The organism is Mycobacterium sp. 1165196.3 (genome assembly GCF_001673415.1).
GTDB lineage: Bacteria > Actinomycetota > Actinomycetes > Mycobacteriales > Mycobacteriaceae > Mycobacterium > Mycobacterium europaeum_A.
Genome location: NZ_LZLU01000078.1, coordinates 1 through 13,042, shown reverse-complemented (window position 1 = coordinate 13,042; position 13,042 = coordinate 1). Strand labels below are relative to the sequence as shown.

Below are 13,042 nucleotides of genomic sequence, written 5' to 3'. Positions count from 1 at the left end.
GCCGTACGGCCGCACGTGTTTGGATAGCGATATGTCCGATACCGAACGCATCGTGAGCGCCACCCGCGTGATGTCGGCCAATGCGGCGCGCATCTTCGAACTGATCGCCGATCCGTCCCGCCAGCCGAGCTGGGACGGCAACGGCAATCTGGCATCGTCTGCCTCCGGTCGTGTGCATCGCGTGGGTGACGTGTTCAAGACGACGCTGACCAACGGCGCGGTGCGCGAAAACCACGTCACCGAGTTCGTCGAGGGCAGTGTAATAGCTTGGCGCCCAGCCGAACCCGGCAAGCAGCCGCCGGGGCACCTGTGGCGCTGGGAACTGAGCCCGGTCAACGCCGAACTCACCACGGTGACGCACACCTACGACTGGACGGCGCTGACCGACGCCACCCGCCTCGAGCGCGCCCGCGCGACGACGGCGGAGATGCTGCGCGAGTCCATGGACCGACTCGCCGTGCTGGCCCAGTCGCCGGACTAGGTCCGCGCACCCGCCATCGAAAAACCTGGGCGCGTCAGCCCAACTTGGCGCGCACCCACTGGAACGTCCCGAGGGTCTTCACCCGCACACTGGCAAAGCCGTTGTTCTCCAACGCATCCCCGATTTCGTCGTCGTCGAACGCGTGCGCCCCGACGTTGGGCAGCATCCGCCAATACCGGGCCAGGCGCCCGGCGGTGGGCACCATGACGGCCAGCCTGCCACCGGGGCGCAGCACGCGCGCTATCTCGGCGAGCGCGTCGGCCGGATTCGGAACCAACTGCAGCACGGCGGTCGACACCGCCACGTCAATGGTGCTGTCGCGCAGCGGAAGTCGCTGTGCGTCGGCCTTGAGGAAGCCGACCTGCGGCCCGGCCTCGTTGCGGACCGCGCGGGCCAGCATGGGCTCGGAGATGTCGACGCCGAGGGCCAGCCCCTGCGGACCGGCGGCACGGGCCAGCGACGCGGTGACGTTGCCCGGCCCCGATCCGACGTCCAGCGCGATACCGCCCTGCGGAACGTCCAACCATTCCAGCGGCAGTTGCCATGCGCTGATCCAGCGCCGAGAAAGCGCTTGGGCGTTGTCGTAGAGCAGCGACCCGATCGGCGAGGCCCACGCCGCCTGGATGGGGCCGGTGTTCTGCTCGACGGCGCCACCGGCGGCCGCGCCGGGGCCGAGCAGGTCGAGATAGCCCCGGCTCACGTCGGGATCGGCCGGCGGATCGATGAGCAGGTCCAGCGCGCGCCGGAGGGCGGGAGGCAGCGAGACGTGCACGTCGGTCATGCGTACTCCTTCGGTCAAATACCAAGCCGGACGCCAGAAATCGAACGGAAAGCCGGGATGCTTCGGCTCCGGTGAGTCCCGTCCGCAGCCTACGCCGGGGGCGCCGGCTCTTCGACCGCTGCGATTTGCGGTCCGGTTACCGCCGAACGACGGCGTGCTCGCGGACCAGGGCGTACAGCCGCCAGTACCCGGGCACGCCCTTGAGCGCGGTCTCGCCGCGGTCGCCGAACCGGTGCCGCGAGCCGGTCACGATGTCGCGCAGCGTGGACGACACCAGCACCTCGCTGGGTCTCGCGAGCGCGGCCACCCGCGCGCCGATGTGGACGGCCATGCCCGCGACGTCCGCGCCGCGCACCTCGACCTCGCCGGCGTGAATGCCGACCCGCACCTCGATGCCCAGCACACGAACGGCGTCCACGATGGCGTCGGCGCAGGCGATCGCCGCGCTGGGGCTGGTGAACGTGGCGACGAATCCGTCACCGGCCGTGTTGACTTCGCGACCGCCGAACCGCTGCAGTTCGTGGCGCACGATCCTGTCGTGGTTGTCCAGCAGGTCGCGCCAGCGGTGGTCGCCGAGCGCGGCGGCGCGCTCGGTGGAGCCGACGATGTCGGTGAACATGATGGTGGTGAGCAGCCGCTCGGCGTCGGAGCCGCCGCGGACTCCGGTGATGAACTCTTCGATCTCGTCCAGCATCGGGCCGGTGTCGCCGACCCAGTACAGGGAGTCCTGTCCGGGCAGTTCGACGAGACGCGAGCCGGCGATGCGCTCGGCGAGATAGTGCGCATGCTCGACGGGGCTGAAGGCGGGGTTGTCGCGATGGACGATCAGCGTCGGCACGGCGACGCGCGGCAGCCTGTCGCGGACATCGCCCTCCCGGACCTTGTTGATGAACGCACGGGCCATGCTGGGTGACGCCGCCCGGTTGCCGGCCATGTCCCACCACGAGCGGAACGCGTCGTCGTGCGCGACGCTGGGGGCGATGATGCCGAGCATGTCGAAGCCCTGCTCGACGGCGTCCGGCTCCATCCCGACCGACGTGAATCGCTCGGCGGCGTCGAGTTCGGCGCCGATGGGATAGTCCGGCCCCCGCAGCGTGCGCGCCGCGCCGTTGGCTATGACGAGGCTGTTCACCCGATCGGAGTGGTCGGCCGCGAGAACCAGACCGGCCAGCGAGGTGAAACCCGGAGCGAAGATCGTGGCCTTCTCGCAACCCACCGCATTCATCACGGCGAGCGCATCCTGCGCCCATGACTCCGGACCGAGCATGTCCAGCGAGGGGACCCGGGAGGACAGGCCGATGCCGCGCTGATCGAAGCGGATCACCCGGCAGAACGACGCGAGCCGGCGATGAAAGCGGTACATCGAGGGCTCGAGGTCGACGCAGTCGATCGGGATCAGCGGGCCCGGCAGCATGAGCAGGTCCATCGGGCCATCGCCGAAGACCTGATAGGCGATGTCGATCTCACCGCAACTGGCGTACCGAGTCCGCGGCGCCGCAGAACTCCCAGCCACGGTTCAAGGCTAGTTCAGGCCGCCGACAATTCGAGGCCCATTATCGGGACCGCTCGCCGCCGATGATCGGCACCAGATAGCGCGCGGCGTAGTCGCGAACCGCCGCCGGATCGGACGTGTCGAGCCGGTCGGTGGGGAAGACGATGATGCCCAAGGCGACGCGAAGCAGGATGTCGGCGATGTTGTCCAGGTCGGCCTCGGCCAGGTCGGCGCCGCAACGGCGCAGGGTGTGGGCGATCCCGTCGGCGAACTGGCGAATCGGAAACGCCTGCGACCGGGAGAACATGCCGAACAGTTCGGGTTCGCTCTCGGCGATCCGCGAGTACAGCGCGGAGTCCTGTACCAGGCGTACCCCGAGCGCGAAGGCCTCGACGACCGCCTGTTGCGGGTTGCAGCCGGTTGTCGCCTGGTCCAGGGTGCTGAAGAACTGGCCGGCTTCGCGCCGCACCACGTGGGCGAACAGGTTCTCCTTCGTCGGGAAGCGACGGTAGATGGTGCTGCGGCTGACCCCGGCGCGGGCGGCGACGTCGTCGATATTGGCCCGACGCACGCCGTAAATCTCGAACACGCTGCGCGCGGTGTCCAAGATGGTGCGGTCGAGATCGGTGAGCGCCTCGGCAGTGGCAGAGCCCGGTTCGGACTGCATGATTGGCGGCATCGTATCAACTCCTCGGCATGGTTCACGGGCGACTTTTCCGGCGCGAAGACCTGCCCGGGAGGTGCGACGGCGACGCGCGCTTGTTAGTGTTCGAGGCGACTGAAACAAAGACACATCTTTGTGTCACTGATTCACACCGGGTTGCCGTCGCGCGGCGCGGGTACGGCGAGGAGGTGGGCATGACCGCCCAAAACGATGAGTTAACCGCGGCAAGTGCGGGGTCGCGTTTCGATACCGGCGTTCGCGAGGCGATGCCGATGCCGGTCGACGACGAGATCGCCGACGCCGCCCCGCGGTTGGGGCCGGACTCGTTGATCTGGAAGTTCTACGGCGACGTCCGGACTCAGCTGTTCGGCTTTCAGCGCACCGCCGGGGTGGAGAACTGCATCGAGCAGCTCGCCCAGGGCGTGCTGGACCACTCCGTCATCTTCAGCGACACGCTCGGTCGGGCCAAGCGCACCGCACCGCCCCTGATGAACACCGTCTACTCCGACGAACCGTACGAGTGGGGCCGCAAGGTGCGGGACTTTCACAAGACGATCAAGGGCACGGTCAGCGACGGCTCGCGCTATCACGCGCTGAATCCCGAGCTGTTCTATTGGGCGCACGCCAGCTTCGTCGACCAGGTCATCTACAACACCGACATGTTCATCCGGAGGCTGAGCCGCGCAGAGAAGGAGCAGATCTTCAACGAGGGCAAGCTCTGGTACAGCCTGTATGGCGTCAGCGACCGCGGGCAACCGCAGACCTACGACGACTTCCTGGCCTACTGGGACGAGATGCTCGACCGGTTCGTCCCCCATAAGACCGTGCTGTACGGCACCGGTTACATCCGCAAGGGCATCCCGGGCCCGCGCCGGATGCCCAAACCGGTGTGGAAAGTGCTCTCGGCTCCGCTGAACGCCTACACCCGGCTGGTCGTGGTCGGAACGCTTCCGCCGCAGATGCGCGAGGTGTGCCAGCTGCGATGGGATGCCAAGAAGGAGAAGCGCTTTCAGCGCGTCGCCGCAGCCATTCGCGCGCTCAACCCGCTGTTGAACCGGCTGCCCGTCCGGGTGCTCTACACGAGCTGGGCGGCCGACGCGTGGGACCGCGCGGGCGTCGACCCGCGCCGGCTGCACAACCGCCCGGCCGCGTAACCGGGTCTGGGGCGGCTCGGCATCGTCGCGGCGATATCCGTGACAGCGCCCGTGCGGATGAGGCATGGTGGTTAGCCGGCTGCGCATTGGGGCATTCCGCTAGGTCGGCTCAGTGGGCCGGTCGATCGAGCCGGTGGCAGGGCGACCCGAAGGAGTACCGCGATGCAGATGACGGGCAATACCGTTCTGGTCACCGGCGGTGGCAGCGGAATCGGCCGAGGTCTGGCCGAATCCTTCCACCGGTTGGGCAACCAGGTGATCATCGCCGCCCGGCGCAGCGACCAATTGCGGGCCGTCGCCGAGGCCAACCCCGGCATCCAGACGCTGTCGCTCGATCAGGGTGACGCCGCCGATATCCGCCGGTTCGCCACCCAGCTGACCGACCACTACCCGGACCTCAACGTGCTGGTCAACAACGCCGGAATTCAACGGGTCGAAGACCTCACCACCGGCAACGTCGGCCTGGCCGAGCAGTCGGTGGCCATCAACCTGCTGGGCCCCATCCGGCTGACCTCGGCCCTGCTGCCCGCGCTGCTGCGCAAGCCGCACGCCACCATCCTCAACGTCACGTCCGGTCTGGCCTTCATGCCCAGCGCGCTCACCCCGAGCTACTGTGCCTCCAAGGCGGCGCTGCACTCCTACACCGAATCGCTGCGCTTCCAACTGCGCGGCACTTCGGTGCAGGTGATCGAAATCATCCCGCCGCACGTGCAAACCGCGCTGCAGGGCGAGCGGGGATTCGATCCCCGGGCGATGCCGCTGGAGGACTACATCACCGAGACCGTCACCCTGTTGCAGACGCAGCCGCAGGCCAAGGAAATCGTGGTGGAGCGCGCCAAGATGTTCCGGTTCGCCGAGCGCGACGGCACCTACGACGACATCTACCCCCGCTTCAACGAGACGATCACCGCCATGTTCGGCGGCTAGGCCGGGCGGTTCCGCTGAACACCGCGTGCACATAGATGAAATTCCTTGTGAAATAAGCGGATAAGGGGACACGCCGCTGGCCGCGGGCGCCCGTCGTCCTTGGCGGCACCGTCCTGGATGCGAGAGTATCGAGGGCATGGCCGCAGTCGATTTCTCGTTGTTGGGCGTCCCGCGGGCGGCGCCCGTGGCGGACGCCGAGGCCTACCTGCGGGCGGCGATGGCCTGGCACTTCGGCGACGACACCGGTTCGCCGTTCTGGCTGCGGGCCGCCCGCACGTTGAACTTCAACCCGCTGACCGACGTCAACACCTTCGCCGACCTACAACTGTTCCCCAACCTGGTCAACGAATTACGCAGTGTCCCAGTGGAAGACCTCATTCCGCGCGGTTACGGGTCCCGGCCACCGGTGCCCCAGATCTTCGAATCCGGGGGTACCACCGGCGCCCCGAAACGCACTGTGCAGCTGCCGGATTGGGTCGCACAGGTAGTCGAATGGCAAACCGAGGACTTCGCCGCGGGCGGTTTCCGGCGGGGCCAGGGCTTTCTGTGTCTGATGCCGAGCGGTCCGCACGGCGTCGGCTACTTCTCCCGGCTGGTGTCGCAGCGGCTCGGCTCCGTCTTCCACGCAATCGACATCGATCCCCGCTGGGTGAAACGGCTCGCCGCGCGCGGGGCGGCAACCGAGGTGGCGGCTTACGTCGACCACGTTGTCGAGCAGGCCGTCTTCGTGTTGCAGACGCAGTCCGTGGCCAACCTGCACACCACCCCGCCGCTGCTGGAGGCGATCGCCCGCAACGATCGGGTGGTCGACCTGGTCAACGACAAGATCCGCTACCTGCTGCTCAGCGGGGCGCACGTGGACGCCGACACCCTCGACCTGCTGCGCGACATCTTTCCCGCGACGACCATCGCCATGGCGTTCGGCAGCACCATGGTGCTGTCACAGGCGGTAACCCGGACCGGCGACGACGACTCCTTCGTCTTCGATCCGCGCACCCCGTATGTGGTGTTCTGGGTGGTCGATCCCGACACCGGGGAACGGGTGCCCTACGGGCGTCCGGGCCAGGTGGTGATGCACCACATCAGCAAGGGCATGTTCATACCGAACAACCTGGAGCGCGACCGGGCGATCAGGATGCCCGGACCGGCGGGCGATCTCAGCGATTCGGTCAGCGAGGTGCGGCCGGTGTCCACCTTCGAGGGCGAGGCCGTCATCGAGGGCGTGTACTGAGCGTGGACAGTGACAGTGGCTGTGCGGCAACCGGTTTGGTGGCACTCGACGCCCTCGGTGCGGGCGGTGAGTACCGGACCCGCAAACGCGAATTGGTCACCACCACCGCCGGTGCCGCGGTCGCGGAGCTGAGCCTGGTTCCACCGCTGTATGTTTCACGGACGCTGGGCGCGCAGCGCAGGATCGCACCGCTGCCCGTTGCCCGGCGCGTGGCCGCGCTGTCCCGCGCCGCCGGCATCTTCGCCGACGGCGTCGTCGCGGGGCTGGATTTCGAGGCCTATGTGACGTTGGCCGCCCGGATTTCGGGCATGCCGATCGCGGTCACCCGGGCCGGGGCGCGCGGGGTGGCCGACGCGGTGGGCGACGCCGTCGACGCGGTGCGGCCGGCGCGGCCGGTGGGGGCGGCGCTGGACTGGCGCGAGGAGCGGACCCGCGCGGGCGGTGCGGTGTGGGTGCGGCGCGGGGAGGTGTTCGCGGTGCACGCGGCCGGAAACGGCCCGGGCGTCCATGGGCTTTGGCCGCAGGCCCTCGCGCTGGGCTACCGGGTCGCGGTGCGCCCCTCACGCCGCGAGCCGCTGACGGCTCACCGGCTGGTGTGCGCGCTGCGGCGGGCCGGGTTCCGCGCCGAGGACGCCGTCTACCTGCCCACCGACCATGCCGGCGCCGACGAGATCATCCGGGCGGCCGACCTGGCGATGGTGTACGGGGGCCAGCAGGTGGTCGACAAGTACGCCGACGACCCGGCGGTGATCGTCAACGGGCCGGGGCGCAGCAAGATCGTGATCACGGCCGACCGCGACTGGCGCGACTACCTCGACGTCATCGTCGACTCGATCGCCAACCACGGCGGCATGGCATGCGTCAACACCACCGCGGTGCTCTACGAGGGCGATCCCGCCGCGCTGGCCCATGCCATCGCCGAACGGCTGGCGGCGATCGAACCGCTGCCCACCGATGACGAGCGGGCGGTCCTGCCCACCCTGCCCGTCCACCAGGCGCGCGCGGTCGCGAACATCTTGGCGGCCAAGGCCGTCGGGTCGACCCCGCTGCTCGGCGCCGACCGGGTGGTCGCCGAACTCGGCGACGGCTACGCCGCGCTGCGCCCGGCCCTGCATGTGATGGCACAACCCGATCCGGACCAGCTCAACCTGGAGCTGCCCTTCCCGTGTGCGTGGGTGTCGGCCTGGTCGCGCCACGACGGGGTCCAACCATTACGGCATTCGCTGGTGGTCACCGCGATCACCGGCGACGAGGCGCTGATCGACGATCTGATCGCCGAGCCGACCGTCGGCAACGTCTACTGCGGCCACCACCCCACGTGGTGGCACGCCCCGCACATTCCGCACGACGGATTCCTGGCCGATGCCCTGATGCGCAACAAGGGCTTCATCAGGGACTAGCCAGGAACCCCGGGCAGGCGGTTACTCTCCGAAGCTGCCACGCGGCGACGCGACCGCGGTTGCGGCCGGGCCGTCCAGGGCCAGGTGGCTGGAGGCGAACGAGACTCCCTTGTCGATCATCGCGCTGTCGTCGGCGTAGGTGTCGTGCGCGGCGAAATTCATCCCGTCGGAACAGACCGGGTCCTCGGTGGCGCACACCTTGATGGTCTTGTCCTGATACGCCGGGCCGATCACCACGGGCGGTTCGTTGAGGAAGTTCATCGCCCGCACGTTGGGCATGCCGAACAGCACCACCGAGGAGACGTGGTTGGCCACGTCGGGGGCCAGCGGCTTGGGCACGGTGTTGGGGTCGATGCCGTCGGGCACGGCGGCCGAGGTGACAAAGCCCATCACGGCCGCGCCCTGCGAGTAGCCACCGAGCACCATCTTGGTGTTGGGGCAGTCATGGGCCATCGAATTCACGTGCGCGCCCGCGTCTCTGACGCCGTCGATGCCGGTCGCCCACTGATCGCTGGCGGGGTAGTTGACGGGGTAGACGTCGAAGGACCGTCCGCCCACGCGCTGGTGCAGGGCGTCGACGAAGGCCTGGCCGGTGGGGCCCACGCCCGGTGCTTCACCGGTGCCGCGGGCGAACACCACTTGCACGTCCGGACACTGGGCCGACGCGGAGGGGATAACGGAGGCGGACACGGCCGAAACGGCCACGCCCGACGCTGCGAGAACTACTGCGGAACCAAGGGTACGAATGACGTGACGTGCGATCATGCCGCCATTGTGCCCAGCCAACACGCCGCTTAAACACCAGAAACACCGAAATTACCGTGTTCTCATAAAATAACCGCCGCGATTGCGGACGGGCTGAGATTGGTTGTGCGCGACGCCATCCGGCGCGGGCGCCCGGGCCCGTCGCGCCCACCGCTCGCTCGGGTCGTCCGCTGGGCGGCAGCGCCGGGCCGGAGCGCGGGCCCGCACCCCAGTGTGGTCTGCTACTCGTAGTTACGAGCCGGGGTTACGGTGAAGCAACAGCCGACCTCGGCGAGCGGCTCGAGTGAATGCGGCAGCGAAGTTGAACGCACTAACGCAGGCCCTGAACACGGTCACGGACCACGTGGCCAACCCGGCGCGGGTGTCGGATCCCGACAAGTTGCGCGGCGCCGTCTCCGGCAAAACCGTCTTGGTGACCGGCGCCTCCTACGGCATCGGCGAGGCGACCGCGCGCAGCCTGGCCGCCGCGGGAGCCACCGTCCTGGTCGTCGCCCGATCCGAGGAACGGCTCTGCGACCTGACGGCGTCGATCAATGCCGGTGGGGGCCACGCGGTTGCCTATCCCACCGACCTCACCGACGAATCCGCGGTGAGCACCCTGACCAAGGGCATCACCGAGGAGCACGGCCCGCCCGACATCGTGGTGAGCAACGCCGGCAAATCGTTGCGTCGCTCGCTGCATGACCAGTACGACCGGCCGCACGACTTCCAGCGCACGATCGACATCAACTACCTGGGACCGGTGCGGCTGCTCCTGGGTCTGCTGCCGGCCATGCGTGACAACGGCAGCGGGCACATCGTGAACGTCTCGAGCGTCGGGGTGCGGGTGGCGCCGGGTCCGCAATGGGGTGCCTATCAGGCATCGAAGGGCGCCTTCGACCGCTGGTTGCGCAGCGTCGCTCCGGAACTGCACACCGACGGCGTCGACGTGACCACTGTCTACTTCGCTCTGGTCCGAACCAGGATGATCGCGCCCACCCCGCTGCTGGGCCGCCTACCCGGCCTGTCGGCGGACGAGGCCGCCGACGCGATCGCCAAGGCGGTCATCGAGCGGCCCCGCACCATCGAACCGCCCTGGGTGCTGCCGGCCGAGCTGGCCTCGGTGCTGCTGGCGGGGCCGGCCGATTACGCCGCCCGGCTGTGGCATCGCCGGTTCTTCAGCGAGTCCGACACCGACGAGGCCGACAATGACGAATGACCGGGTGATTCCCACCGCTGCCCGGGCCCTGCTGCGCTCGGGCCTGCTGAGTCCGCCGGCGCCACTGGCGGGTTTCCGGCTGCTTCGCGAGGCACGCCGGGGCGGCACCAATCCGTACACCCTGCTGGCGGTCACGACGGCCCGGTGGCCCGACCGGACCGCGATCGTCGACGACGACGGCGCGCTCAGCTATCGCCGGCTGCAACTGGTGACCGAGTCGCTGGCGCGGCGGTTGGCCGACGACGGCGTTGCACCCGGGCAGGCGGTCGGGGTGATGTGCCGCAACGGACGCGGTTTTGTGGCCGGCGTGTTCGCCGCCGCCCTGCTGGGCGCCGATGTCGTCCCGATGAGCACGGAGTTTCGCAGCGACGCGCTGGCCGCCGCGGTGCAAGCGCACCGCATTTCGACCGTGGTCACCGACGCCGAATTCGTCGAGCGGCTGCGGGCCGCTGACGAATCGGTCGGCACCGTCGATCCGGCGACGCTCGGCGCCGACGAAGGCGCCGGCAGACCGGCCGTGGCCGCCCCCGGCCGCATCGTCCTGCTGACATCGGGCACCACCGGCACCCCCAAGGGGGTGCCCCGCTCACCGCAGCTGCGCTCCGCGGTGGGCGTGTGGGTGACGATCCTGGACCGCACCCGGCTGCACACCGGGTCGCGAATCTCGGTGGCAATGCCCATGTTTCACGGGCTGGGGTTGGGCATGCTGATGCTGACCCTCGCGCTCGGGGGAACCGTGCTCACCCGCCGCGAGTTCGACGCCGAAGCCGCGCTGGCGCAGGCGTCGCTGCATCGTGCCGACGCCTTCACCGCGGTGCCGGTGGTGCTCGCGCGCATCCTGGAGCTGCCCGAGCAGGTGCGGGCGCGAAACCCGCTGCCCTACCTGCGGACGGTGATCTCCAGCGGCGACCGCCTCGATCCCACGTTGGGCCAGCGGTTCATGGACGCCTACGGCGACGTCCTCTACAACGGCTACGGCTCCACCGAGGTCGGCATCGGTGCGCTGGCCACGCCGGCGGATCTGCGCGAAGCGCCCGAAACCGTCGGAAGGCCGGTCGTGGGCTGCCCGGTGCGGATCTTCGACAAGAACGACAGACCGGTCGGGCCGCGGGTCACCGGGCGGATCTTCGTGGGCGGCGAACTGACCAGCGACGGCTACACCGACGGCGCCGCGAAGGCCGTCGTCGACGGCATGACCAGCACGGGCGACATGGGCTATCTGGACAACGCGGGCCGGCTCTTCATCGTCGGCCGCGAAGACGACATGATCATCTCCGGCGGCGAGAACGTCTATCCGCGCGCGGTCGAAAACGCGCTCGCCCAGCACCCCGCCGTCGCCGAGAACGTCGTCATCGGAGTCCCCGACGAGCGGTTCGGTCAGCGCCTGGCCGCGTACGTGGTCGCCCAGCCCGGCAGCGAGATCGACGCCGCGCAGCTGCGCGAATATTTGAAGGACCGGGTCTCCCGCTTCGAACAGCCCCGCGACATCAACGTCGTGGACAGCATTCCGCGCAACCCGACCGGCAAGGTGCTGCGCCGGGAGTTGTCCGGCTGAACACGATCATTCCTCGCCGGGCTCCAGGGCGGCGACCTGCTTGGCCAGCCAATTGGGGGCCAGCGCCGAGATCGCGGTGGCTCCCGCCGTCGAGCCCAGCACCCCGGACCAGGCGACCGGCCCCAGCGGCGTGCAGCCGAAGAACTGGCTGATCACCGGGGTTTGCACGATGCCGACCAGGACGCCGGCGCTGCCCAGGGCCGTCGCCACGACGAGCGGGCTGTGCCGGCGGGTCAGCAGCGTCTGCGCCAGCTGCGTCGTCACCAGCGCGGTCAAACCCATTGTGGCCGTGCGCCTTTCGGTACCCGGCGTCCAGCGCCCGATCGCCCAGGCGGCCGTCGCCCCGGCGGCAGTGACGGCGCCACGGGTGACGATCTGGCGCATCAGCGGGGCGTCGAGTGAGGGCGTGGCCCCGGTGAGCACGGCGCGCCGGTGCAGGCGGCGCGCCTCCTCGGCGGCCTCGGCCGATTCGTATTCGGCTTCGTCGGGTTCGACGTATTGCGAGGTGACGGCTACCGCGAGCGCGGGGAACATGTCGGTGAGCAGGTTGACCAGCAGCAGCTGACGGGTCCCCACCGGGGCGCGGCCGGCGCCGAACGCGGTGCCGATGATGGTGAACAGCACCTCACCGACGTTGCCGCCGACCAGGATCGTGACGGCGTCGCGCACGCCCGCCCACATGCTGCGGCCCTCGACCAGGGCGTCCATCAATACGCCCAGATCCTCGTCGGTCAACACGATGTCGGCGGCGCCGCGGGCGGCCGACGAACCGCGACCGCTCACCCCGATACCGACGTCGGCCATCCGGATGGCGGCGGCGTCGTTGGCGCCGTCGCCGACCATCGCCGTCACCCGGCCGCAGCGCTGCAGGGCGGCCACGATCTGCACCTTCTGCTCGGGGCTGACCCGGGCGAACACCTGCACGTCGGCGACCAGCTTGGCGCAGGCGTCCTCGTCGAGGCCGGCGAGTTCGGCGCCGGTGACCACTCTGGCGCCCTCGGGCAGGCCCAACTGCCGGGCGATCGCGCGCGCCGTCACGGGGTGGTCGCCGGTGATCAGCACCACGTCGCGGTCGGCGTCCACCAGCGCCTCGATCAGCGGGCGCGCCGACGCCCGGGCGGTGTCGGCCAGCCCGACGTAGCCGAGCAACTCGAGGTTCTTCGCCGCGGCGTCCACGGCGTCGGCGTCGGTGTCGTCGTCGTCGGTCTCGTGCTTCCAGCCGCGCTGCAAATTCGCCGACCCGGACGCCGACCTCAAGCGGGCCGAGGCGATGGTGCACGGCCTCGCCGAGCAGGGGCTGCGGGTGCTCGCCGTGGCGCAGCGCGGCTGGAAGCACGAGACCGACGACGACGACACCGACGCCGACGCCGTGGACGCCGCGGCGAAGAACCTCG

The 13,042-nt window shown here is 69.5% G+C and carries 11 protein-coding genes and 1 pseudogene; 7 read left to right on the top strand and 5 right to left on the bottom strand.

Translation table 11 applies throughout. The annotated features are described in order from the left end of the window. Window positions 1-31: 31 nt before the first annotated feature. On the top strand, window positions 32-481 hold the full coding sequence (locus A5659_RS08020) for an SRPBCC family protein (protein ID WP_067025525.1): 450 nt from the start codon (window positions 32-34) through the stop codon (window positions 479-481). Window positions 482-515: 34 nt separating this feature from the next. Here the strand turns inward: A5659_RS08020 and A5659_RS08015 are convergent, their stop codons facing one another. From A5659_RS08015 to A5659_RS08005, 3 genes are all read right to left on the bottom strand, one after another. Then, window positions 516-1,262, bottom strand: coding sequence for a methyltransferase domain-containing protein (locus A5659_RS08015; protein ID WP_066870028.1), 747 nt, complete (start codon window positions 1,260-1,262; stop codon window positions 516-518). Window positions 1,263-1,398: 136 nt separating this feature from the next. Then, complete coding sequence (locus tag A5659_RS08010; protein WP_066870032.1) at window positions 1,399-2,775, bottom strand: adenylate/guanylate cyclase domain-containing protein; 1,377 nt, start codon at window positions 2,773-2,775, stop codon at window positions 1,399-1,401. Window positions 2,776-2,815: 40 nt separating this feature from the next. Continuing rightward, window positions 2,816-3,421, bottom strand: coding sequence for a TetR/AcrR family transcriptional regulator (locus tag A5659_RS08005; protein ID WP_067180308.1), 606 nt, complete (start codon window positions 3,419-3,421; stop codon window positions 2,816-2,818). Between the two features lie 191 nt (window positions 3,422-3,612). On the opposite strand from A5659_RS08005, the gene A5659_RS08000 reads away from it, so the two are divergent. The 4 genes from A5659_RS08000 (at window position 3,613) to A5659_RS07985 (ending at window position 8,130) form a co-directional block, all read left to right on the top strand. Next, window positions 3,613-4,572 carry an oxygenase MpaB family protein gene (locus tag A5659_RS08000; protein WP_066870035.1) on the top strand — a complete coding sequence of 320 codons (960 nt, stop codon included), beginning with the start codon at window positions 3,613-3,615 and terminating at the stop codon, window positions 4,570-4,572. 162 nt (window positions 4,573-4,734) lie between these two features. Continuing rightward, window positions 4,735-5,499 carry an SDR family oxidoreductase gene (locus A5659_RS07995; RefSeq protein ID WP_067137919.1) on the top strand — a complete coding sequence of 255 codons (765 nt, stop codon included), beginning with the start codon at window positions 4,735-4,737 and terminating at the stop codon, window positions 5,497-5,499. 136 nt (window positions 5,500-5,635) lie between these two features. Next, window positions 5,636-6,730 carry an AMP-binding protein gene (locus tag A5659_RS07990; protein ID WP_067180268.1) on the top strand — a complete coding sequence of 365 codons (1,095 nt, stop codon included), beginning with the start codon at window positions 5,636-5,638 and terminating at the stop codon, window positions 6,728-6,730. 35 nt (window positions 6,731-6,765) lie between these two features. Next, on the top strand, window positions 6,766-8,130 hold the full coding sequence (locus A5659_RS07985) for an aldehyde dehydrogenase family protein (RefSeq protein ID WP_067180304.1): 1,365 nt from the start codon (window positions 6,766-6,768) through the stop codon (window positions 8,128-8,130). A 21-nt stretch (window positions 8,131-8,151) separates the two neighbouring features. On the opposite strand, the gene A5659_RS07980 is transcribed toward A5659_RS07985, so the two are convergent. Next, the gene (locus A5659_RS07980; protein WP_066870042.1) at window positions 8,152-8,895 is read right to left on the bottom strand and encodes a cutinase family protein; all 744 of its coding nucleotides are present in this window, start codon (window positions 8,893-8,895) and stop codon (window positions 8,152-8,154) included. A gap of 283 nt (window positions 8,896-9,178) precedes the next feature. Between A5659_RS07980 and A5659_RS07975 the strand changes: the two genes are divergently transcribed. Next, window positions 9,179-10,093, top strand: a complete 915-nt coding sequence (locus A5659_RS07975; protein ID WP_066870045.1) for an SDR family NAD(P)-dependent oxidoreductase — start codon at window positions 9,179-9,181, stop codon at window positions 10,091-10,093. After that, entirely contained in the window at window positions 10,083-11,648 is a 1,566-nt protein-coding gene (locus A5659_RS07970) for an AMP-binding protein (protein WP_067180265.1), read from the top strand. The genes A5659_RS07975 and A5659_RS07970 overlap by 11 nt, the downstream gene beginning before the upstream one ends. Window positions 11,649-11,654: 6 nt before the next feature. Here A5659_RS07970 and A5659_RS07965 read toward each other — a convergent pair. After that, a pseudogene (locus tag A5659_RS07965) lies at window positions 11,655-12,860 on the bottom strand (cation-translocating P-type ATPase); the annotation flags it as partial. Between the last annotated feature and the right edge of the window lie 182 nt (window positions 12,861-13,042).